The 21,465-nt window shown below is 69.2% G+C and carries 23 protein-coding genes, 2 tRNA genes and 2 pseudogenes; 18 read left to right on the forward strand and 9 right to left on the reverse strand.

Annotation, left to right across the window (positions count from 1 at the left end; genetic code table 11):
* Nucleotides 1-12: 12 nt before the first annotated feature.
* A complete protein-coding gene (locus tag GA0070216_RS29545; protein ID WP_176739197.1) occupies nucleotides 13-1,635 on the forward strand; it encodes an extracellular solute-binding protein in 1,623 nt (540 codons plus the stop codon).
* Between the two features lie 67 nt (nucleotides 1,636-1,702).
* Entirely contained in the window at nucleotides 1,703-2,692 is a 990-nt protein-coding gene (locus GA0070216_RS29550; protein WP_141723234.1) for an acyltransferase domain-containing protein, read from the forward strand.
* 20 nt (nucleotides 2,693-2,712) lie between these two features.
* Here the strand turns inward: GA0070216_RS29550 and larE are convergent, their stop codons facing one another.
* Nucleotides 2,713-3,549 (reverse strand): ATP-dependent sacrificial sulfur transferase LarE, encoded by an 837-nt coding sequence (gene larE / locus GA0070216_RS29555; RefSeq protein WP_218108317.1) that lies wholly within the window; start codon nucleotides 3,547-3,549, stop codon nucleotides 2,713-2,715.
* A 32-nt stretch (nucleotides 3,550-3,581) separates the two neighbouring features.
* Here larE and larB point away from each other — a divergent pair, with 32 nt between their 5' ends.
* From larB to GA0070216_RS29570, 3 genes are all read left to right on the forward strand, one after another.
* Entirely contained in the window at nucleotides 3,582-4,283 is a 702-nt protein-coding gene (larB, locus tag GA0070216_RS29560; protein ID WP_091253015.1) for a nickel pincer cofactor biosynthesis protein LarB, read from the forward strand.
* Between the two features lie 50 nt (nucleotides 4,284-4,333).
* Nucleotides 4,334-5,524 carry a nickel pincer cofactor biosynthesis protein LarC gene (gene larC / locus GA0070216_RS29565; protein WP_218108318.1) on the forward strand — a complete coding sequence of 397 codons (1,191 nt, stop codon included), beginning with the start codon at nucleotides 4,334-4,336 and terminating at the stop codon, nucleotides 5,522-5,524.
* Nucleotides 5,525-5,606: 82 nt separating this feature from the next.
* Nucleotides 5,607-5,846: a cytochrome c oxidase assembly protein gene (locus tag GA0070216_RS29570; protein ID WP_176739198.1), complete on the forward strand. Its 240-nt coding sequence runs from the start codon at nucleotides 5,607-5,609 to the stop codon at nucleotides 5,844-5,846.
* A 74-nt stretch (nucleotides 5,847-5,920) separates the two neighbouring features.
* Here the strand turns inward: GA0070216_RS29570 and GA0070216_RS29575 are convergent, their stop codons facing one another.
* Nucleotides 5,921-6,670 (reverse strand): ABC transporter permease, encoded by a 750-nt coding sequence (locus tag GA0070216_RS29575; protein WP_091252978.1) that lies wholly within the window; start codon nucleotides 6,668-6,670, stop codon nucleotides 5,921-5,923.
* Nucleotides 6,671-6,924: 254 nt separating this feature from the next.
* A pseudogene (locus tag GA0070216_RS29580) lies at nucleotides 6,925-7,168 on the reverse strand (helix-turn-helix domain-containing protein); the annotation flags it as partial.
* Nucleotides 7,169-7,393: 225 nt separating this feature from the next.
* Here GA0070216_RS29580 and GA0070216_RS29585 point away from each other — a divergent pair.
* Nucleotides 7,394-7,861: an NUDIX hydrolase gene (locus tag GA0070216_RS29585; protein ID WP_091252981.1), complete on the forward strand. Its 468-nt coding sequence runs from the start codon at nucleotides 7,394-7,396 to the stop codon at nucleotides 7,859-7,861.
* A 150-nt stretch (nucleotides 7,862-8,011) separates the two neighbouring features.
* On the opposite strand, the gene GA0070216_RS29590 is transcribed toward GA0070216_RS29585, so the two are convergent.
* Nucleotides 8,012-8,494, reverse strand: a complete 483-nt coding sequence (locus GA0070216_RS29590) for an Mth938-like domain-containing protein (protein ID WP_091253017.1) — start codon at nucleotides 8,492-8,494, stop codon at nucleotides 8,012-8,014.
* A gap of 13 nt (nucleotides 8,495-8,507) precedes the next feature.
* Here GA0070216_RS29590 and GA0070216_RS36275 point away from each other — a divergent pair, with 13 nt between their 5' ends.
* From GA0070216_RS36275 to GA0070216_RS29605, 4 genes are all read left to right on the forward strand, one after another.
* Nucleotides 8,508-8,636, forward strand: a complete 129-nt coding sequence (locus GA0070216_RS36275; RefSeq protein WP_281190477.1) for a hypothetical protein — start codon at nucleotides 8,508-8,510, stop codon at nucleotides 8,634-8,636.
* 90 nt (nucleotides 8,637-8,726) lie between these two features.
* Nucleotides 8,727-10,139, forward strand: a complete 1,413-nt coding sequence (locus GA0070216_RS29595) for a hypothetical protein (RefSeq protein ID WP_091252984.1) — start codon at nucleotides 8,727-8,729, stop codon at nucleotides 10,137-10,139.
* Nucleotides 10,140-10,157: 18 nt separating this feature from the next.
* A tRNA-Gln gene (locus tag GA0070216_RS29600) sits at nucleotides 10,158-10,229 on the forward strand.
* Between the two features lie 10 nt (nucleotides 10,230-10,239).
* A tRNA-Pro gene (locus GA0070216_RS29605) sits at nucleotides 10,240-10,311 on the forward strand.
* Between the two features lie 173 nt (nucleotides 10,312-10,484).
* On the opposite strand, the gene GA0070216_RS29610 is transcribed toward GA0070216_RS29605, so the two are convergent.
* Nucleotides 10,485-11,003 carry a hypothetical protein gene (locus GA0070216_RS29610; RefSeq protein ID WP_091253019.1) on the reverse strand — a complete coding sequence of 173 codons (519 nt, stop codon included), beginning with the start codon at nucleotides 11,001-11,003 and terminating at the stop codon, nucleotides 10,485-10,487.
* A gap of 301 nt (nucleotides 11,004-11,304) precedes the next feature.
* Here GA0070216_RS29610 and GA0070216_RS35125 point away from each other — a divergent pair, with 301 nt between their 5' ends.
* Nucleotides 11,305-12,870 carry an aminoglycoside phosphotransferase family protein gene (locus tag GA0070216_RS35125; RefSeq protein WP_245722818.1) on the forward strand — a complete coding sequence of 522 codons (1,566 nt, stop codon included), beginning with the start codon at nucleotides 11,305-11,307 and terminating at the stop codon, nucleotides 12,868-12,870.
* Nucleotides 12,871-12,998: 128 nt separating this feature from the next.
* On the opposite strand, the gene GA0070216_RS29620 is transcribed toward GA0070216_RS35125, so the two are convergent.
* Nucleotides 12,999-13,655: a Type 1 glutamine amidotransferase-like domain-containing protein gene (locus tag GA0070216_RS29620; RefSeq protein WP_176739199.1), complete on the reverse strand. Its 657-nt coding sequence runs from the start codon at nucleotides 13,653-13,655 to the stop codon at nucleotides 12,999-13,001.
* 283 nt (nucleotides 13,656-13,938) lie between these two features.
* Between GA0070216_RS29620 and GA0070216_RS29625 the strand changes: the two genes are divergently transcribed.
* Nucleotides 13,939-14,427: a helix-turn-helix domain-containing protein gene (locus GA0070216_RS29625; RefSeq protein ID WP_091252988.1), complete on the forward strand. Its 489-nt coding sequence runs from the start codon at nucleotides 13,939-13,941 to the stop codon at nucleotides 14,425-14,427.
* Nucleotides 14,406-15,011, forward strand: a complete 606-nt coding sequence (locus GA0070216_RS29630) for a transposase (protein ID WP_245722819.1) — start codon at nucleotides 14,406-14,408, stop codon at nucleotides 15,009-15,011. Before GA0070216_RS29625 ends, GA0070216_RS29630 begins: the two co-directional genes overlap by 22 nt.
* Before the next feature lie 696 nt (nucleotides 15,012-15,707).
* Here GA0070216_RS29630 and GA0070216_RS29635 read toward each other — a convergent pair.
* Together GA0070216_RS29635 and GA0070216_RS29640 are read right to left on the reverse strand one after the other, a co-directional pair.
* Entirely contained in the window at nucleotides 15,708-16,082 is a 375-nt protein-coding gene (locus GA0070216_RS29635) for a hypothetical protein (RefSeq protein WP_245722820.1), read from the reverse strand.
* Between the two features lie 84 nt (nucleotides 16,083-16,166).
* Nucleotides 16,167-16,469 (reverse strand): hypothetical protein, encoded by a 303-nt coding sequence (locus tag GA0070216_RS29640; protein WP_141723235.1) that lies wholly within the window; start codon nucleotides 16,467-16,469, stop codon nucleotides 16,167-16,169.
* 295 nt (nucleotides 16,470-16,764) lie between these two features.
* Here GA0070216_RS29640 and GA0070216_RS29645 point away from each other — a divergent pair, with 295 nt between their 5' ends.
* Together GA0070216_RS29645 and GA0070216_RS29650 are read left to right on the forward strand one after the other, a co-directional pair.
* Nucleotides 16,765-17,148 (forward strand): PadR family transcriptional regulator, encoded by a 384-nt coding sequence (locus tag GA0070216_RS29645; RefSeq protein ID WP_091252992.1) that lies wholly within the window; start codon nucleotides 16,765-16,767, stop codon nucleotides 17,146-17,148.
* Nucleotides 17,149-17,156: 8 nt separating this feature from the next.
* On the forward strand, nucleotides 17,157-19,148 hold the full coding sequence (locus GA0070216_RS29650) for a hypothetical protein (protein ID WP_141723236.1): 1,992 nt from the start codon (nucleotides 17,157-17,159) through the stop codon (nucleotides 19,146-19,148).
* A gap of 281 nt (nucleotides 19,149-19,429) precedes the next feature.
* On the opposite strand, the gene GA0070216_RS29655 is transcribed toward GA0070216_RS29650, so the two are convergent.
* Entirely contained in the window at nucleotides 19,430-19,624 is a 195-nt protein-coding gene (locus tag GA0070216_RS29655; RefSeq protein WP_091252996.1) for a hypothetical protein, read from the reverse strand.
* A gap of 38 nt (nucleotides 19,625-19,662) precedes the next feature.
* Here GA0070216_RS29655 and casA point away from each other — a divergent pair.
* From casA to GA0070216_RS29670, 3 genes and pseudogenes are all read left to right on the forward strand, one after another.
* Nucleotides 19,663-20,115 (forward strand): annotated as a pseudogene (gene casA, locus GA0070216_RS29660) (type I-E CRISPR-associated protein Cse1/CasA); the annotation flags it as partial.
* A 107-nt stretch (nucleotides 20,116-20,222) separates the two neighbouring features.
* Nucleotides 20,223-20,525 (forward strand): transposase, encoded by a 303-nt coding sequence (locus GA0070216_RS29665; RefSeq protein WP_176738962.1) that lies wholly within the window; start codon nucleotides 20,223-20,225, stop codon nucleotides 20,523-20,525.
* On the forward strand, nucleotides 20,522-21,418 hold the full coding sequence (locus GA0070216_RS29670) for an IS3 family transposase (protein ID WP_091245182.1): 897 nt from the start codon (nucleotides 20,522-20,524) through the stop codon (nucleotides 21,416-21,418). The genes GA0070216_RS29665 and GA0070216_RS29670 overlap by 4 nt, the downstream gene beginning before the upstream one ends.
* The last annotated feature ends 47 nt before the right edge of the window (nucleotides 21,419-21,465 follow it).

Genomic DNA, 21,465 nt, shown 5'->3' on the forward strand with positions numbered 1-21,465 from the left:
CCAATGAACCCCATGCAGCGCAGATCCTTCATCCAACTCACCGGCGTCGGCCTTCTGGCCGGCACCGCCGGCCCGGCCCTGGTCGCCTGCGGCTCGGCCGAGAAGACCTCGGTCACCAACAGCGGCAAGGAACTGGTGCCGTGGCCGACACAGGTCCCGTTCGCCGGCCCGACACCGGACGCCCCGGCGAACGACAAGGGCGTGCAGAACCTCTACACCAGCTACCCGCAGCAGCTCACCACGTCGGTCAAGGAGACCCCGGGCGACGGCAGTGAGGTCACCGCGATGATCATCACGTACGAGCCGCCGCCGACCGACGTCAGCGGCAGCCCGCGCTGGCAGGCGATCAACAAGGCGCTGGGCGTCAACCTCAAGGTCACCGTGGTGCCGGACGCCGAGTTCGCCACCAAGATGGCCACCGTGATGGCCTCCGGCGAGCTGCCGGACATCATCATGCTCGGCGCCGGCTACACGCTGCCCCGGGAAGAGGACTTCGTCGCCAGCAAGTGTGCCGACATCTCCGAGCTGATCGGCGGCGACGCCATCAAGGAATACCCCAACCTCGCCAACATCCCGCTCTATGCCTGGAAGGCCGTCGGCCGCATCGGCGGTCGGCTCTACGGGCTGCCGATCGAACGGCCGGTGCCCGGCAACAGCCTGCTGGCCAACCGCACCCAGCTCGACCAGGTCGGGGCGCCACGGGACTGGAGCAAGGACGAGTTCCGCGCCGCGCTCAAGGCACTGACCACGGGCCGGCGCTGGGGCACCGGCAGCGCCCGGGAGGCGCTCGGCGGCAGCCACCAGATCTACCACGCCGGGTCGTTCGGCGCGCCCAACGTCTGGAAGGTCGACGGCGGCGCCTTCATCTCCACCTACGGCACCGAGCAGTACAAGGCGGCGCTGGACTTCACCCGGCAGCTGTGGAGCGAGAAGCTCTACTACCCGGACTCCAGCAGCACCAGCCAGGTGGACCTGGAGACGCTCTACTACAACGGCACGGTCAGCACCATCACCGACGGCTTCGGCACGTACGCCACCGCCGCGCCGACGGTGAAGGACGGGTTCAAGGTCGACTTCGCGCTGCCGTACAACGCCGGCACCACGCCCACCCCGTGGCAGGGCACCGGCATCTTCGGCTACACCGTGTTCAAAAAGGCCTCCACGGACCGGCTCAAGATGCTGCTGCGGATCTGCAACTACCTGGCCGCGCCGTTCGGCACGACCGAGTACGAGCTGAAGACGTTCGGCATCGAGGGCACCGACTTCACCCGCAGCGCCACCGGCATCACGCTGTCGGAGTCGGGCAACCCGGCCCCACCGCCGTTCCGCTACATCGCCTCCCCGCCCGGCGTGATCAACCTGCCCGGTCAGGAGGAGGCCGCCCGCCGGCTCTACGACTGGGAGAGCGCGGTGCTGCCCAACAGCATCCGCGATCCCAGCAATGGTCTACGCTCCGCCACGAAGACTGCGGACGGCGCCAAACTCAACAAGATCCTGACCGATGCCGCCACCTCGATCACCACCGGCCGGGAGCCGCTCTCCACCTGGGACACCGCGGTCAAGTCGTGGCGCGACGGCGGCGGTGACAAGATGGCCGAGGAGTACGCCGAGGAGCTCAAGAACAGCGGCGCCTGACCGGATCACGTGGGACGCGGCCCGTCGGACACCGGAGGTCCGTTCACGGTACGAGGTGAGGAGCACGGTGATCCGGCGGGAAGTGGACGTCTCGGCGGTCCGGCAGCGGCTGGGCCTCCCCGTCGACGTCGAGGGGTGGCTGGCCCGGTCAGCCACCCCCGGCGAGCCGACGGCCGGCCCGGTGCCACCGCCGCCCGAGCAGGCGTACGCCCTGTTGGAGCGGTTGGGGGTGCCGGAGCCGGACCGGCTGCCGGCGATCGAGGCGATGCCCACCCCGGACGGCACGCCGGAGCTGTGGTGGCTGCTGGAGCACTGTCACCGTGAGCTCTGCCGCGACCTGGCCGACCTCCGGCCGATCGCGCCCTGGCCGAGCCTGCCGGCGTCGCTCGGCCCCGCCGGTCGGTACTTCTACCTGCACGTCTTCCTGGCCGCGCTGCCGACCACCCGCCGGCTGCACGACAGCCTGGGCATCCCGGCGGAGGTCTCCTGGCACACCCTGGCCGACCTCGGTGCCAAGATGGCCATCCACCGCCGGACGCACGGCCAGGGCGGGCTGGACCGGCAGAACTGGCTGACCCGGCACTTCCGGGGCAGCCTCTACCGGCTCGGCCGGTTACAGTTCGACCGGTTCCGACTGGACCCGGCGGTGGCTGCCGGATCGCCACTGGCCGGTCAGCCGGTGCTGGACGTGCACATCCCGGAGGACGGTCCGCTGGCCTTGGCGGACTGTGACGAGTCGTTCACCTCCGCGGCGGTGTTCTTCGCCCGCCACTTCCCGCAGGAGCCCTATCCGGCAGCGGTCTGTCGATCGTGGCTGCTCGACGACCAACTCGCCGAGTACCTGCCGCCGACGGCCAACATCATCCGCTTCCAGCGCCGGTTCCGACTCTTCCCGCCGGTGCTCGACGGCGACCACGACGTCTTCGAGTTCGTCTTCCGGCAACACCCCACCGACCTGGCCGAGCTTCCGCAGGACACCGCCCTGCAGCGGGCCGTGGTGACCCACCTGCGCTCCGGTCGACACTGGCGGATCAGGACAGGATGGACACCCCTGTAGACCGGCCGGCGGCGCCCCGGTCACGCACGGCCCGGCACGTCGGCTCGCAGCGGGTCGTTCAGCGAGCCGGAGCGGAAGGCGGCCACCCGGACCGGCAGCTCACCGAAGCCGGCCGCCCTCACCGCACCGGGCAGCGCCTCGTCGGCCAGCGCCGCAGCCACCAGTTCGGCGTCCACCTCCAGCCGTACCTCGTCGCCGAGGTCACGGACCCTCAGGTCACGCGGTTGGTGCCGGGCCAGCAGTTCACGCACCGCCCGCTCGGCCCGTTCGACCCGAGCCAACCGGGCCGGGCTGATCTCGATGCCGTAGGCGATCCGACTGGCCAGGCAGGCCGCTGCCGGCTTGTCCCAGGTCCGCAGGCCCCAATCCCGGGCAACCGACCGGACCGCGTCCTTGGACATTCCCAGGTCGGCCAGTGGGCTACGGACCGCCCGTTCCTGGGCGGCCTCGATGCCGGGCCGGAAACCGGCGGTCAGGTCGGCGGCGTTGGTGCCGGTAGCGACCGTGTCGTAGCCATGCCGACCGGCCAGCTCGACGGCCGCGTCCAGCACCGTGCTCTTGCAGAAGTAGCAGCGTCGCGGGCCGTTCTCCCGGTAACCAGCCCGGCGCAGCTCCCCGGTGGCCGGCCGGTGGTGGGCCACCCCCAGGGCGACGCAGAACCGCTCGGCGGCGGCCCGCTCGGCGGCGGGCAGCGACGCCGACACCGCGGTCATCGCGGCCACCCGGTCGGCACCCAGGGCCCGGGCCGCCGCCGCCAGCACCAGACTGGAGTCGACCCCACCGGAGAAAGCCACCAGCACACTGCCGTAACCGGCGATCTCGGCGACAAGCCGATCACCGAGTGCAATCGTGTCCACGACGCCACTCCCATCACGACGACCGGGGGAAGATGATGGAACCATATCCGACCGGCTCCGCCGGGAACACTATTGACCTGGGCTTTGCCCAGCTGGACGTACAGCGGGCGGCACGCACCGGAGACCCCGAGGTGGTCTACGGCGAGGGTAAGACCCCGGCACAGATAGTCAGCGCGCTCCGCGCGTTGCACGCCGCCCACCCGGACCGGGCGGTGCTGGCGACCCGGCTCGCACCGGCCGCACTGGCCCGGCTCGCCGAGGAGCTGCCGGCAGCCTGGTTGGACGAGGCTGGCCGACTCGCCATCCTGGGGACACCGCCGGCCCCGGTGGGCACGGTGGCCGTGGTCGGCGCGGGAACGGCCGACCTGCCGGTGCTGCGCGAGGTGGCCGCGACGGTGGGCGTCTTCGGCGCAGGCTGCGACGAGGTCGTGGATGTGGGCGTGGCGGGGCTACACCGGCTGCTGGCCCAGCGGGACCGCATTGCCGGCGCCGACGCGGTGGTCGCGGTCGCCGGCATGGAGGCAGCCCTGCCGTCGGTGCTCGGCGGCCTGATCGGCGTCCCGCTGATAGCGGTGCCGACCAGCGTCGGCTATGGCTGGCACCTGAACGGCCTGACTGCCTGGCTGGCGATGCTGAACAGCTGTGCACCCGGCGTGCTGACGGTCAACGTCGACAACGGTTTCAGCGCTGGCGTGGCCGCCGCCCGGATCGCCCGCCGGACGGCCCGACCATGACCGGCGGCCTACCGGAGCGCGCCGGACGCCGAGCCGGCGAGCCCGGACCCGTGCCGGTGCTCTGGATCGACGCGAGCAACGGCGCGGCCGGGGACATGCTACTCGCCGCGCTGCTCGACGCCGGCGCCGACCCGGACGTGGTGCGGGCCGGGCTGGCGCGGCTGCACGTCGAGCCGATCGTGGTCGAGCCGCGCCCGGTCCGCCGGCACGGTTTCCGGGCCACCCTGGTCGAGGTACGGGTGTCGGAAAGCACCACGCACCGCCGGCTCACCGACGTAGTCGAGGTGATCCGGTCGGCTGGGCTGGACGAGTCGGTCACCGCGTTCGCCTGCGCGGTCTTCGACCGGCTGGCCGCCGCCGAGGCCCGCGTGCACGGCACCGGCATCGACCAGGTGCACTTCCACGAGGTGGGTGCGCTCGACGCGATCGCCGACGTGGTCGGCTGCGCGCTGGCCCTGCACGAGCTGGGCGTACTGGCCGCAGCGGTACGGGTCGTCTCGCCCGTGGCCGTCGGCTCGGGCCAGGTACACGCCGCGCACGGCGTCCTGCCGGTGCCGGCACCGGCCGTGTTGGAGCTGCTCACCAGGGCTGGTGCCCCGCTGCGGGCGCATCCGGCCAGCATGGAACTCTGCACACCCACCGGCGCTGCGCTGCTGAGCACCCTCGCCACCGGGTGGGGGCCGACCCCGCCCTGCGTCCCGCGGACGGTCGGCGTCGGTGCCGGGCAGGCCGACCCGGCCGGGCACGCCAACCTGCTCCGGGTGCTCATCGGCGCTGCGAGCAGCCCGCCCGACTGGCGTACCGACACCCTGCATCAGGTCGAGTGCACGATCGACGACCTCGACCCACGGATCTGGCCCGACCTGTTGGAGCAGCTGCGTGACGCAGGTGCGGCGGACGCCTGGTGCAGCCCGGCGCTGATGCGCAAGGGGCGGCCGGGTCAGGTGCTCAGCGTGCTGGTCGACACCGACCGGCTGGATCTGGTCTGCCGGCTGGTCTTCGAGCAGACCACCACCCTCGGGGTCCGCGTCGGCGAGGTGCACCGCCGCGCCCTGCGCCGCGACGTGGTGACCGTCGCCGTCGACGGATCACCGGTGCGGGTCAAACGGGGTCACCTCGGCGGCCGGGTGGTGAACAGCCAACCGGAGTACGACGACGTGCTGGCGGTGGCCCGGCGTACCGGCCGACCACTGGCCGACGTGCTGACCGAGGTGCACCGACTGCTCGCCGCGCAGCCCTGACCCGCCGCGGCCGGCGGCGGCGCTCCTGGTCAGCCTCCGCCGCCGCGAGCACGCCGGCCAGCGTGCTCCGCGTCCGCGACCCGTGGGTCAAGGCATCGACCCGGGCCGGCCCCGGATCCCGCACCCGGTACTGGTGCTCATCCACCTGGCCGCGATGATGGCGCACGGCTTCCTCGGCCTCGCGCTCATGCAGACCACCACCGTCCTCGCCCCCGACTGGCACCTCGGCGTGCATCCCGGATGGGCGTCGTCGCCGCTCGACGACCAGAAGCTGGGCGCCGGCATCACCTGGGCGTTCGGTGAGATCCCGCCGCCGTCGTGATGGGCCTGCTGGTCCGGCAGTGGATCCGCGATCAATCGCAGAATGTGTGCCAGGAGCCCAGCGTTCTGCTGGGTTCAGGATGATCGCGGGCGTAGACGTCCCCGGGCCATCAGTTCGATGGTGAGGACGATGGCGGTTGCTTCGACGGCGAGGAGGCCGACGAGGACGAACAGTTGGATGATCCCCGCAGTCAGGGGACTCGCGCCGCCGAGGAGGACTCCGACGAAGGCACCGGGGAGGGTGACGAGGCCGACGGTACGGGTCTGGTCGAGGGCGGGAATGAGTGCCTGGCTGGCGGCGGGGCGGCAGACGAGCAGCGCGGCGTCGCGGGGGAGCAGTCCCAGCGCGAGAGCCGCTTCGACCTCGCCGCGCCGGGCGCGAAGATCGTCGTTGAAACGACGCCCGGCGAGGCTTGTGGCGGTCATGGCGCCGCCGGTCAGGATACCGGCGATCGGGATGATCGCGATGCCACGCAGGGGCACCAGCCCGGCGACAAGGAGCGCGGCGACGACGGTCAGGCTGGCGGTGGCGATCGGGACACCCGCCCACCAGCCGTTCGGCCCACCAGTTATCCGCCGGCCGGAAGTGACCGTAGCGACCGCGCACATGAGCATGACGAACGCCGCGGTCGCCCACAGCGACGAGATGATCGCGGTGATCACCAGCGACACGGCGGCCAGTTGCAGCGCGGCCCGGGCGGCGGCGACGGCGATCTGCCGGCCGTGCCCGAGCCGTCCAACGATCGCGACGGCGGCTGCGACAGCAGTCAGCAGCGCCAGCGCGACGGCGAGTCTCGGCCCGAGCACCAGCATCGTCGAGGTCATCCTGCCAGTGTTGCCCCGGCGCCGACGGGCCGATCAGTTGGTGCCGGATGCGTCTCTGAACGCCGTTGCCCCTGCGGCGGTTGCCGAGCGGGAGCGTAGGAGTTGGATACCGATGGGTAGGGCGGGTGGCACCACTATGGGGACCAACTCTCCTGGCAGATGCTCCGTCCGCTGCGCCGAGTCCGGGCGCCGGAACAACGGCCGCAACTGCTGCACCCGATCAGCGAACACCGTCTTGCCGCGGGCTCACCCGAACCGCTCCATGATCACCGTCGTCGGCATGTCCGGGAACTCCGCCAACAACGCCCTGATCTGCGGTTCGACCGTATCCACGATCGAACCCCTGCCCGCCCGCTGATAGCGAGGCGGCTCATGACTGGCCAAGGCCTTACGCACCGTGTTCCGTGAGACCCCCAGCCGACGACAGATGGCCTTGATCGCCATCCGCTCCGCCCGATGCAACCGACGGATCTCCGCCCAGTCCTCCACGCTCAGCACCTCCCGATGCTTCCGGAAGGGGTCAACATTCAGCCGGAACCACGGGGTCAGTTTTCACGCGGAGCCGACACGGTGACGGCCGGCCCCCCATCGTCGGCGCTCGCATCGCACCCTCACCGTGGTCGACCACGACGCACTCATCTAGCCGATGAGCGTGCACCTGATCGCCGGCGCATGGACCAGATACGATCCCAACGGTGGCGTAGGGTCCGGCCGGAGGTGCCGATGAGTTTCCGGCTGGCGGCTTATGCTGTGTGCATCGAGGATGGGCGGGTACTGCTCGCCCGCCACGTATCACCGACCGGCGACACCAACTGGACCCTTCCGGGGGGCAAGGTGGAGCACGCGGAGGATCCGTTCGATGTGGTGATCCGCGAGGTCGCCGAAGAGACCGGCTGCGACGCGCTGGTTGAACGCTTGCTGGGCGTGGACTCGAGGGTGATTCCCGCCACCGAGGCGCGGCTGGGAATCGAGCACCAGAACATCGGCATCTTCTACCGAGTCCGCATTACTGGTGGCACACTGCGCCCCGAGCCGAACGGCGAAACCGCCGAGTCGGTCTGGACCTCAATACCGGATGTGGCCCGCCTGCGCCGATCGTCGCTGGTCGACGTCGGGCTGGCACTCGCGCAGACCCTTCCCTCGACCGGCCACGTCGTCCCCGTCCCGGTCGGTGGCCTGCTTCAGCACTGAGTCCGCCGCCGGTGCAGCTGCACCGTTTCGCTGGACGTGAAGCAGGACGCGGTACTGACGCCCAATTGCACATCCAGATGCTGCGGACCCGCCGACTGGCGAATTTCGGCGCTCGCATCTGCCGCTGCAAGCGTGTCTCTATCGTTGCGTTCAGCAGGTCGAGTGGAACAGTCCTGCGACTGCGGTGCCACTGGTGGCGAGGTCGTTGTAGATCTGGACTGCCTCGGTGGTCTCGGCCACGTGGACGGTCACCCCGCGCTCCTCCAACAGTCTGAGGGTACGCGGGTCGACCTGCAGCTGCAGTTGCATGCCACGCGACAGTACGACGGTCGTGGCGCCGTGGGCCAGAAGCTCTAGGACATCATCGGGCTGAACACCGGGGCTGTGGCGGGTACCGGTTTCGGACCAGTCCCACGGGCGGCCACCGCTGGGGTAGAGCTTGAAGTCCTTGCCAACTCCAAGGTCCTCGACGTCCATGTGGCCCCATGAGATCGCCAGTACGAGCGGCGAACGAGTTGTTTCGCTGGACACGGCGGCCCCTCGTTGGACGGAGCCGCGTCGGCCGCGGCTGAACGTTCTGTGCAGGCTGCCAGACCCTACGCTCACGCCGCAATCCGCGCGCCCGGTGCGCATCCCGTTCGTACCGATGAGCGCGTGGCAGGTGGTGATGTTGAAAGACCACGAGGAGGTCGACGTCAACGACGTGGCGCACAGCACCTCGTCGCACGCTGTCCGGCAGGGGTCGCGTACCACCTCCACGGTAGAGACCGGTTGATGTCTGATGATCAGCATTCCGCCCGTGCGGTGCCAGGTGCGGCGGCGAATCGGATTGCTTGGGTCGCGTCGTGCCTGCCAGGATGCCGCCATGTCCATCGCCGAGACCTCTGCTGAGGATGCCCTGGTCGCGCTGCATACCTCACTCGATGAGCGGCGCCGGCCGGAGGAGGTCGCGCATCTCGTGCTGCGGGTGGTGGGCGGCCAGTTGGGGCTGCGAGACCGGATGACGTTGGGGCGGGCGGCTCGTGCGGCGGCACGCTGGAGCGGGTGGAGTTCGATGTCGGTGGACTTCGCGCGGCCGGTCGGTGGGGCCCGTCAGATCGACGCCGCGGCGCGGCTGTTCGATCTGCCGCCCGGTGGCGTCGACCCGGATGATCCCGTTTCGCTGCTTGATTTCTCGGCCCGCCTGAGCGAATCCCTGGGTGCCGTCGATCCGGCCCGGCTGGACTTCCTGCGGGATCGGTTGAACCGGGAGGGCCGGGCCGCGGCCGGGATCGAGTTGTCGAAGCGGCAGTACAACCGGCGATTCCGGGTGACGCAGCGCCTGCTGACGAAAGCCGACAGGTTGGCGGTCGAGCAGACCAAGCGGCAGTTGACCATGGTCGCGCGGGCAGGATTCGCGGCGAGCATCGAGCGAGATGCCTTCCTGGCTGATCCGTGGGCAGGGTGCTTCGTGGCGTATGTGACTGCCAAGCGGAAGTTACGGCGAGAGTTCACGCTGTCAGGGCGGGACAACCCGTACGACGACATCGCCGACCTGTTGTTCAGGCACTGCACCGCCATCCCGGCGACGGACTGGTGGATGATCGCCCAGGCCCATCCGACGCCGGCTGTGCTCGCCCGGCTGACCGAAGCACAGCGTGGTGAGCTGCTGGGCCGGTGGTGGGCAACGATGCGCCAGGTCGCGGCGTTGCTCAAGCGGGTATGGACGGCCAGCGAGTTCGACCAGGCCACCATGATCGTGAGGCGGGGTAACGACTCGTCGACGTGGAACCTCTTGTGCGGCGCGTACAACGCCGCGCGGGCGGCCTGGATCGCGGCGCTCGACGCCTCCGGCAGCCTCGGCCTGCTGCAGGCGTCCTGCCCGGGCAAGGCGATGATGCTGATCGCGGCGGACCTGGCGGCGTGGCACCGGTCGACCGGCGGCGGCCTGCACCCCGACGTGGGCGTATGGGCTCGGCTACCGCTGCCGTGGGACGTTCTCGACGGCACCACCGCCTGCACCCGTGCGGATGTGGAGGCGGCATGCGCCGCTGGTGGCGTCGACCCGGTCGAGTCGGGTTGGACAGGTCCCAGGACACCCGCAGCAACCGGGCGTTTTCGCCCCACGCCCGAGTTGGTGCACGGGGTATCGATCGTGGACCCGATGTGGGCGTCGATGCTCCGTGCCGGTGGGGCGTTCTCCGGGAAGATGATCAAAAGCAGCTTGGAGCAGACGCTGATCCCGGGTGACGTCGTGGTCAGCGAGCTGCCGGAACGGGGTGGACATGTCAAGCCGTGATAGGGCAGCATGATCGCGCTCGTCGTAGCTCAGGGGTAGAGCGCCCGGCTCTGGTCCGGGTGGACGCTGGTTCGAGCCCAGCCGGCGGGGCCCGTGGAGATCCGTTGTAGCTCAGAGGTAGAGCACCCGGCTAGGGGCCGGGAGGACGCCGGTTCGAGCCCGGTCAACAGATCTCCCCGATCTGCCATCTGAGTTGATGGACAATCAACCGCGAGGCTGAGGCGGGCAGGCCCCTCGATGAGCAGCCGGTGGATCTCCGCCGTACCCGTGCGTGATCCAGACACCACAGCCGCCTGCCATCCGCTTCTGCCGCTGACGGCTCGATCGAGTCATGCAGTTGCAGGCTCACCCCAGTCGGTGTCGGCGGTACCGCAGGGAGGGAACGCCCTCCTGAATTCCGTTCTCGTCCATCGCGTTGTAGACCGTCAGCCAGCCGCTCGCGAATCGCAGGCCCAACGCCACGGCACCGTCCGCCAGGTCACCCCCGGCCCACTCCAGAAGCTCCACCGCCTCAAGCCTCTGCCCGTGCCGAGCAACCAACAGCGCGGGAGCATCGCTGCGCCAACGGAGCAGGAAGCCGTCTGAGGTCGGCCACACCGGCATCCGTGTCACGTCGATCGACCCATACGTGATCGACAGATCATCAAACTTCTGATGATTGACCTCAAGACGCTCGTCGTCGAAGTCGAACACCACCGGACAGTCGGCGAACCAGGTGTCGTCATCGTCATCCCACACCACCCAGCTGGACGTCAGCCGACGGCCCACGAGACCCCGCAGCCGTTGAGCGTGACGACCGGCGACCTCAGCAGCTCCGTTCAGCCAGGCCGGCTGGTAGCCAGCAATACCGAAGTCGAAGTTCATCACCGGACGGTAATCCTGAGCCGGCCTGACTCGCACTCGGGTATCCGGACCTGCCGCGGTCCGCGCGTTCTGCATCCCGGCAGCCGAAGCCCTGCAGCATGCCTGGATACGCCGAGACCAAGACGGGCGCGCACGATCGCCCGACGCCTGCTCGAAGCCGGTTCGACGCCGCGAACCTGTCATGCCCGGACACGTCCTGTCGTGGTCTGACAACCGCGTCCGGTGTCAGGTCGTGCTGTCCCAATCGGTGGTCTCGGTCCCCCGCCGTCGGTGAGGGACTCGCTGTCGAGGAGACATGACCATGACCGGTCGTACCCGTTCCGCCGTCACGGCGTTGACCACCGCCGAGTCGGCGTTCGCGCTGTTGACCTGTGAGCCCGCGCCGTTGGCGTTCGACGCCCGTCCGGTACCGGGTCTACCGGATGCGACGCTGCCGTTGGACGAGTTACGGACGTTGCTGCGGTGCGAGCGTTTCGACAGTGACACCACCGATGTGTTGTGGCGGCAGTTGGCGCACCATGCCCGGGAATGGGGTCCGGCGTGGGTGGTGGGTGCGATCGGAGTCGCGCTGCCCGCGTTGACGCATCTCCCGTCTCCCGTAACGCCCGACGGTCAATCGATGGGGCGACTGCACACACCCCGGACCGCCACTTCGGACAGTGCCGTCAGGTCTCTGACCAGCAACCCCCACGTGCAACGCGGCAGTTCCCGCCTGAACCGTCCGACGTCCGTATCCGGGAATGCCAGCTATCACGATCGCGGCGGCTCTGAGGTCTTAGTTAACAGTCGACGGATAAGACGGTCTGGAGCATCGTCTCGGGAGGCCGCGATCACCAACCACATCACCAATGTGACTCTGCCAGTGAAGCCGGCGGATCAGTGGACTTGTCTTCGAGCTGGAATTCGGTTGCGTCAGAGTCGCTCGTCGAAGATGGTCAGCGCTACGACCGCGCTTCATCGGGAGGGTGTCCTGCCAGCTCCAAAGATGCACGCCGATGAGATCGACATCCCGCTCGCCATGGTCGAGCGGCTGATCGCCGGACAGTTCCCCCGGTGGGCTGCCCTTCCCCTGCGACGACTGCCCTCCACCGGGACGGTGAACGCGCTGTTCCGCTTGGGGCCGGATCTGGTGGTGCGGCTGTGCCGCGTGCCGTGGGCTGCGGGTGGCGAGGCCAAGGAGCAGCGATGGCTGCGGCAGCTGGCCGGCTACCTGCCCGTCGCCATCCCCGCACCGGTCGCTCTCGGGCAGCCCACCGACGAGTACCCCTGGACCTGGTCGATCCTTCGCTGGCTTCCTGGCACAAACCCCGTTCCCGGGAGCCTCACTGCACCGGACAAGCTCGCCGCCGATCTGGCCGCGTTCATCATCGCCTTCCGCGCCATCGACATCCCCGAAAGTCGCAGGGCCTACCGCGGCGGTCCGCTGGCGCGGCTTGACGAGCAGACACGGGCAGTCATAGCGAAACTTGACGGCACGATCGACACCGACGCGGCTACCGCCATCTGGGACGAGGCTCTGGACATCCCCGCCTGGGACGGTCCACCCACCTGGGTCCACGCGGACCTGTTGCCCGGCAACATCCTGACCGCGGATGGGCAACTCAGCGCCGTCATCGACTTCGCGACCGTCGGCATGGGCGACCCCGCATGCGATCTGATCGTCGGCTGGACCGTCCTACCCGCTAACGTCCGGCCCATCTTCCGAGAGATGGTCGACTGCGACGACGCCACCTGGACCCGCGCACGCGCACGCGCACTGTCGATCTCACTCGGTGGGCTGCACTACTACCGGGGCATCGAGCCCACTCTGGCTACCGAGGCCCAGTACACGATTGACCAGGTCCTCGCCGACTCGATCACCTCGTGAGGACTCACGGGAAGTTCGCGCCGCAAGCCTTGCTCACCGACAACATCGAACCTGGCTTCGGAGCTGCTCAGTCGACTCGGCCGGGACGCCAAGCGAGCGAAGCCGTGCCGCTCTCGGGGCCTCTCTGATCAACAGACGGCCGCGGTGAGCTCGATCGCACCGGACGGGAAGACCCGGACCCGTTCCGGCCCGGTCTCGCGGAACACACCGTCCCGGAAGATCAGCCCGCCCCTCTCGGGGACCGCCAAGACCGGCTCGTCGTGGATGCCAGCCCACTGTTCAACCACCGGCGCGTCCGCTGCCGTGAAGTGCGGATAGACCACCGCTCCCGCCAGCAGGTCCAGCGCACGGGTATCAGAGATTCCGACAACGTCTTCGTCAAACAGACCCGCGACGGCGATGTCCGCCCCGCACAAGATGGCACCGGCGCTTCCCCCATACAGCAGGCCGCCGCCTTCCACGAACTCACCCACCCGGCCGAGCCAGCCCCGAGCGCGCAGACAATCCAGCAGCGCGAACGTGTTGCCACCCGGAATAAACAGGATCTGCGCCGAGGACAGGCCAGCGATCGCGCGGTCCGGCACGTCGATCCAGGTGTCGACGTCGAAATCTCCGCGCTTCGCCAACTCTCCGGTCAGCCAATCGTGGACCGACGCCTGGGCGTCGCGTTTACGCAGAGCGTACGGCCAGCAGACGACACGTCCGCCCACCGCGAAGAGCTCGTTCCACAACCGCTCCTCATCAGCCGCGCTGCAGCCACCACCGACAAACACCGCCCCGCCCATCGGGCCAGACTGCCACAAGCTGCAGGACCTGACGACCACCATCAACCCTCGATGACCGGTCCCACTACATGAGCCCAGGCCAGGGGAATTGCATGAGCGTCGACACCGCGACGGGAGTGTGGTCCTTGCGGGCCCAGGTCCGGGCCCTGGGCGGGCGCAGGGTCTGTCCGGCCTCGTCCTCGAAGACGATCCACGCTCCGGTCGCCGCCGCTACAGATCTTGAATGGTCAGGTTCGTCCGATGTGGTCTGTGTGACGGCTTGGGGCTGGGGTAGATCGATGGGATGAGGTATCCCGATGGAGGTGGGTTGTCCGCGCGGGGGCGGGCGAAGCGTGAGGCGGTACGGCGGCAGGCTGCCGGGTGGTTCGCCGAGGGTGTGTCGGTGCCGGAGATCGCGTGTCGGCTGCGGGTGTCGCAGACCGCGGTGTACGGCTGGCGCAAGCGGTGGAAGGCTGGTGGTGAACAGGCTCTGGCGTCGAAGGGGCCGGGCGGGTCTCGGTGCCGGCTGGATGAAGGCCGGCTGCGGCGGCTGGCCGACGCCTTGGAGCAGGGTCCGGCGGCGCACGGCTTCGGCGCCGATCAGCGGTGGACCCTGGCGCGGGTGTCGGACCTGATCGCGCGGATGTTCCGCACCCGCTACACCCTGCGCGGCACGGCGAACATCATGTACCGGCTCGGCTGGTCGGTGCAGGTGCCCCAACATCGTGCAGTCGAGCGGGACGAGGCGGTCACCACGTGGCGGCGGGAGACGTGGCCGGCGGGAAAACGGTAGCGGCGCAGCGGCAGGCGTGGCTGGTCTTCGAGGACGAGGCCGGTCAGACGCTGCGCCCACCGAAGGCGCGGACCTGGGGACGACGCGGCCACACCCCGGTCGTCCCGGTCACCGGCAAAGGATCCGGGCGTGTCTCGATCGCCGGGCTGACCTGTTACCGGCCCGGACGGCGGTCGCGGTTCATCTACCGCACGATCATGCACCCGGGCCGTAAGAACGAGCGCCGCAGCTTCAGCGAGCGTGACTACATCGCCCTGCTGGATGCCGCTCACCAGCAGCTCGACGGGCCGATCGTGTGCGTGTGGGACAACCTGAACACCCACGTCTCCGCCGCCATGCGGCAGATGATCGACGCCCGGGACTGGTTGACCGTGATCCGGCTACCGGCCTACGCCCCGGACCTGAACCCGACCGAGGCCGTGTGGTCGCACCTCAAACGCAGAATCGGCAACCTCGCCGTCACCGGCGTCGACCACCTCCAGGCGATCATCAAGAACCGACTCAAGAGCATCCAGTACCGCCACGACCTACTCGACGGCTTCCTCGCTCACACCGGACTGACCCTCGAACCCAACACAACCTGACCATTCAAGATCTGTAATCATCCACCGTAACCCCCGCTTCGGTCGGCGGATCCTGCACCCGCCGTGCGGGCTACCGGGGCCGACAGCCGGCGCCGACAACTGGCGACCGCTGCGCGGAAGTCCGCAACTCTTCAGTGAGCTGATCGCACGCCTGCAGGGCCGTCACGCTCTGCGCTACCCATGCTGTCCCGCGACGCCCGGAAATGCCGCGATCCGGGCGCGTTCGGCACCCTACATCGGGGTCAACGCGAGGATGCCCCGGCCGGATGGCCGGGGCATCCTCGATCATCTACTCAAGCGCGAAACCAGCTTCCACGATCAGTGATCGGCCGATGGCGGTGTGCTTTGCAGTTCTGCTACGTGCCCCCGGCGGGGCACACGAGGAACGGCGGAAAGGACCCATACTGCACGGTTCCTGCGGTGTTGGCTCGCCTGGCATGCCTCGACGATCATCAAGGCAGCGCCGCGCGACTGCGTCCACGACCAGTTCACCGCCGGAGCCCGGCTGCTGCGCCGCGCGTCCTACAACGCCGCCGCCAGCCGCCGGCTCTCCGCCGCACTCGCGCAACCCGCCCAGCCCGCCGGACTCATGCAGTGGCGGATGCCGGCAGCGACGGTCATCCCCCGCAAGGACTTCCGACGCTCCCACCACATCGGCACGCCTTCCGTGCAGCGACCGGCGCTGGCCAACTCCGGTCAGCGGGGCCAGTCGAGTTGCGCCTCGGGCACGCCGACGTCGCGGGCGTAGGTGACCGCTTCCCGCCGCCCGGTGTCGTCGCCTCGGGGATAGGTGAAGACGCGGCCGGCGAACACGACCCAGCTGGTGCCGTCGGTGGCGTAGTCGGCGTACCAGCGCCCCGGGGACAACGCGGCGGCGAGCTGACGGGCGAGTTCGTCGCCAGCATCGTCGGGGCCCGTGAAGTCGACCAGTGTCCACTGGGCCGGCTGGTCGCCAGCGGCGGTCCACGCGGGGAGGCGGTGGATACGCCGCAACGTCAACGGCACATCGATCGTGGCGTTCAGGGCCAGGCTCTCGACGACAAGGGCGCCCACGATAGGCAAGAGGATCACCGCCTTCGTTCTGGTGGCTCGGGCAGCGGCCAGCCTAGCCTCATCGAACGAGTGTTCCAATGACGGGTCTGGCGTGTCGGAGTGTCAGTCCTCCTCGGCAACGATGTTCGGGCGACAGCACGGCAGTCGTGGACGTGCGCCAGATGCCCCCGGCAGAACTTCAGGCTTCGGGCTGGCTGCTGTCAGCCATCCCGGCACCGGGGTTTCAGCTGATGATGTGCTGTGCTGGGTGTCGGGGATCTGAGGCAGCCAGGTGACCGCGTCGCCGCGGAAGGACTGGTTGACCGGGACGAGAAGGGGATCGTCCTGGTCGTCTAAGGCGGTGAGGTTGACGCCGATAAGTGTGTCGCCGTAGTCGAACGCCGCGACGGAGATCCGCGACGACATCCACGAAGCCTTCCTCACCCTCGCCTGCGCCATCATCTGCTGGCGCAGACTCCAACGCTCAAAGAGTTAGGAGTTGTAAGGGACAGCCTCAATGCTGATCAAAGGGCCCCCTTATGGGATGTATCGGGCCTTCGACGAGTGGTGTGCCGGGTGCCAGCCCTGGCTGGCGAGCCGATCAGGGGTGCCGGTTGGGCTGTCCTGCCGTGGGCCGACGGTGATCGGTGTCGCCAATTTTACTGGCGCCGTTGACGAGATCGGACGAGGAACTGACCCGGACCCTATGTAGAATCCCGATATGGATATCGAGCGGGTTCGTGTCACCGTCGCCGTCGCCAAGGTGCTTTCGGCGTTCTGCGCCGATCCGAGCGCGGACCGTTACGGGTTGGAGTTGATGCGGGCGACGGGGCATCCGAGCGGCACGCTGTATCCGATCCTGCTTCGGCTGCAGCGGGCCGGTTGGGTGCAGACTCGGTGGGAGGACGTTGATCCGGTCGAGGCTGGCCGCCCGCCGCGGCGCTACTACCGGCTGACCGGGGACGGGCTGGTCAGTGCCCGGTTGGAACTGGCCGCTCTACGTGGCCAGCTCGATGGCCTCGCCGCAGGGTTGGGTCCTGGTACGGCGGCGTCGCCGGTGCTGCCTCGGCAGGTGTCGGCGGGGATACCGGGTGCGGTGTGCTGACCCGGTCGGTGGATAGGTTGGTCGGGGCGCTGCTGCACACCGCCGCCCGGCGGTGGCCGGTCGACCTGCGCGAGGAGCAGGCAGCCGAGTGGGCCGGTGAAATGCACGCCCTGGCCGCGGAGGTCGACAGCCCGCCAGCGGTACGGGCCTGGCGTCGGCTGTGCTTCGCGGCGAGCCTGGCGTGCGCGCGGGCACCCGAACGTTCCCCGCTGACCGCGCCCGGCCTGCTCGGCGGCGCGGCCCGGACGGCGACGGCCGTCATCGTGCTGTTGCTGGTACCAATCGGTGCCATCGTGCTGTCCACCGTGGCTCAGATGACTGTCGACATGGCCGTACGGTCGTTGCCCGGTGTCAACGATGGTGTGTTCGGCGTTCTCTCCGGCCGTTCCGGACCGGCCGCCGTGGGCTACGGCGGCGTCGCCGTGGCCGCCTGCGTCCTGGGCGCTGGGGGCTGCGCCGCCGCAGGCGGGGCCGCTGCCGCCGGGGTGCCGGCCGTGGCCGGGTGGCTGCGCGGGACCGTCGTGGGGTACGCGATCATCCCAGCCTTGACCGCCGCAGCCCCCGTGTACCTGTGGATGCTGATCAACGCGGCACCGGCCCGGGACCTGCTGCTGCTGGTGTCGGCCACGCTCGGTTGGGTCACGCTGCTGGCCGCCACGCTGGGTGCGATGGTCCGGCTGGACCGGCGCGGTCACCGCCACCGCGCTGTCGCCGTCGGTGTGGCCGGTGGTCTGCTGGCAGTCGAGGTGACGGTTGCGGTGACCGTACTGCCCACGGCGCCCCCGGCCCACGCGTTCCTGGCACTGCCGATGTACCTGACCGGGGCATGGGAGCAACTGTCCCAGCGGGTCGGCGTGACCGGCTTCCAGCTAAGCCGCACACTGCTGCCGGCCACCGCCTTCCTGCTCTGGTACGGACGCCGACTCGCCCACCCGGCCACCACGTCAGCAGTCCACGCCCAGCCAGTCGAACACAACGGCAACCCGCCGCCGGCCGGCGTGGTGCGAGCCGGTCCTGCCGTACGCGACTGGCCGCGCCGGGTCGGACTCGCCAGCGCCATCCTGGGCTGCCTCATCTGGGCGCTGGCCCTCGGGCTGGCCACGCCGGCCGCAGACCCCGCCGCGACCTCCCGGACCCAGATCCGCTTCATCTGGACCTACGAAATCCGCCTGGCGGCGTTCGTGCTGATCGCCGTGGCCACCGCGCTAGCCACATCCCGGCTGATCGCCGTCCTGCCCCTGATGATCGTGCCGGTAGCCGATGCGATCGGCTCCGCACACGCACCCCGCGGGATCCTCCCCACGGCCGCGTACGCCCTGCTCGCCGCCGTGGCGCTGCACACCGCACTCACTCTCGGGCGACGACTCGACCACGCCGCACCGGCCCCCACCCCGGCGGCACAGCGCAAAAGGCTGGTGATGCTCGCCGGCATCGCGGCCTGTTGCGCACCTGTTCTGGCCGAGCAGACCGGCCACGTCGACGAGATTGTCATCCGCTCCACCTCGCTGACCACGGCCAGCGCCGCGGTTGCCACCCTACTCGGCGTAGTGGCCGGCGCGTGCGCGCTCGCCGCCCGCAGCCGTGCACCGCAGCGGCGATACGGGCTGCCAGTGGCACTGGGCATCGGGGCAGTGGCCGGCGTCTTCGTGGCCATCGGACCACCCGACTCCTACACCCTGGCCGCCAACGGCCCATTCACCGCACTGGTCCTGATCGCGGCGGTCAACCGCATGACCTGGTTGGCCGCGTTCGCCGCCACCACCGCCACCGCCGCGCTGCTCCTCGTGTCGCACGTCGTCAACCTGGTCGGCGCGATCCTCGACACGATGAGCCTGTTCTGGCTGGTCCATGCCACCGTCGGCGGCTGGGACTGGTGGCTGATACCCCAACCCATGATCGCCCACAGCGCGCTCTTCGGCGCCACAATCGCACTCGTGTTCACCGCAGGCCGCCGCTACCTCCACCAAACCGCCGGCACACCTACCCGAGCCCACAACTGAAGCGTCCCCATCTTGTAGACAGTGACCACTCTCACCCATCACACCCTGACCGTCGGACCGCACATCAGACCTCAGGTCGTCTACCCCGAAGGACTTCCGGCCCGAACCACCAAGCGCCACATACGAATCGACGACGCTACGGTCCGGGTCCAACAATTTCGTGCCTCGACAGGATCAGTTATGGAGGCATGAACAGGTGATCTTGAAGTCGGGGCGATTCTGCGGAATCACTCCGGCCGGTCCGTGAGGGTGCGCGCCGGGCCGGCGCGCACCCTCGCGCGCTATATGCCCGTGATGGCGTAGGTGACGATCGCGTGGGTGGCCACGCTGACCGCACCCCAGGGCAGCAGCACCCGCAGCACCTTGTAAGCGGCGTCGCGGCGGGGCGCGGTCTCGCTGAACACGCTGGACAAGGCCATCAGGGCCACCATGCCGACGTAGGTCAGCACGAGCGTGACGGGAACCCACTCAGGCACGTGACCGCTCCCCTCCCAGACGCAACCCGACCTCCGGCCTGGAGTCGATCACCCCGGCGGAGGCCGCCCGGTGGCTGGTGCACTGCCAGGCGTACGACACCTCGGGCATCAAGACCGGAGCGGTCGGCGACCCTCGGGCCAAGAAGGGCAAGGGCTATCCGATCGGCGCCAGCCTGCTCGGCTGGCTCGGCGGCATCTACGTGGAGGGCGACACCCTGCGGGAGACCCTGCTGCTCAACCTGGTGCCGATTGCCCCCGGCTGGCAGCGGGCCGATCAGCGAGACCTGCCGGTGTGGGAACGCCACCCGCAGACGGCCGCCGAGGAAGCTGATGTGACCCGCGGTCCCTGGGGCCTGCTCAGCCTCTACACCTGGCAGTCCCGACGAATCCGGCTGTTCGGCGATGCGGACGGCATCACCGGCGCCATGATCTCCAACGGAGACCGTCTCGAATGGCAGGACCGGCACCTGCTGGAACCGATGAGCGTCTGGGGGCGCAGCGGCCCACGCGAACGCGAACTGGGCCTGACCCGTTTTGACGGACATCCGAGATCAGGAGCCCGGTGGGCTCCGGGAGGATGTCCAGCATCATGGAGAGCATGGGTAAGAAGCGGCCCCGGCCTCGCCGGTCGTTCACGGCGCAGTTCAAGGCCGAGATCGTTGAGCTGTGTCAGCGTGGGGACCGCACGATCAGGCAGGTCAGCGACGATTTCGACTTGACCGAGACCGCGGTGCGTGACTGGGTCAAGCAAGCCGAACTCGACACCGGTACCCGCTCCGACGGGCTGAGCAGCGACGAGAAGGCCGAACTCGCCCAACTGCGGCGGGAAAACCGCCGGTTGCGCGAGGACGTCGATATCTTGAAGCGGGCGACGGCTTTCTTCGCGAAGGAGACCCGGTGAACGTGTACCCGTTCATCGAGGCGGAGAAGGCCGGCAAGCACAACGTCACACGCGCGTGCGAGCTGATGAAGGTCTCCCGATCCGCCTACTACCAGCACGCCACCGGTCAGCAGTCGCAGCGAGACCTGACCGACCAGGCGCTGACCGCGAAGATCATCGAGGTGCACGCGATGTCGAAGGGCACCTACGGAGCCCCCCGGGTGCACGCCGAACTGACCGACGCCGGGCTGCGGCACGGACGTAAACGCATCGCCCGGCTGATGCGCGACGTCGGCGTGCGCGGCAAGAGCCCGCGCCGGTGGCAGACGACCACCATCACCGACCCCGCGGCAGCCGATCGTGCGGACCTGATCGGTCGGGACTTCACCACCGACCCCGCCCGCATCGACACCCGCTGGTGCGGAGACATCACCTACATCAACACGTGGCAGGGCTGGCTGTATCTGGCCACTGTCATCGACCTGGCATCCCGTCGCGTCGTGGGCTGGGCCGTCGCCGATCACCTCAAAACCGACCTGATCGATGCCGCCCTGAACGACGCGATCGTGCGGCGCCGCCCACCGTCTGGGCTGATCTTCCACTCCGACCGCGGCTGCCAGTACACCAGCGCCCAACACGCCCGCCTCGCCGCCACCCACAGCATCCGCCTGTCCAACAGCCGTCGCGGGCAATGCTGGGACAACGCGGTAGCCGAGTCCTTCTTCGCTACGGTCAAGACCGAACTGCTGCACCGGCAGCCGTGGCCCACACACACCGCCGCCCGCCAGGCCACATTCGAGTACATCGAAGGCTGGTACAACACCCGTCGCCGGCACTCCTCGCTGGGCTACCTCAGCCCAGCCGCCTACGAAGCCACCCGCCACACCATTCAACCGGTACACCAGGCCGCCTAGATAAGATCACCACATCGACCCCGTCCGTCGAAACGGGTCAAGCCCAG

This window comes from Micromonospora matsumotoense (genome assembly GCF_900091525.1).
GTDB classification, from domain to species: Bacteria; Actinomycetota; Actinomycetes; order Mycobacteriales; family Micromonosporaceae; genus Micromonospora; species Micromonospora matsumotoensis.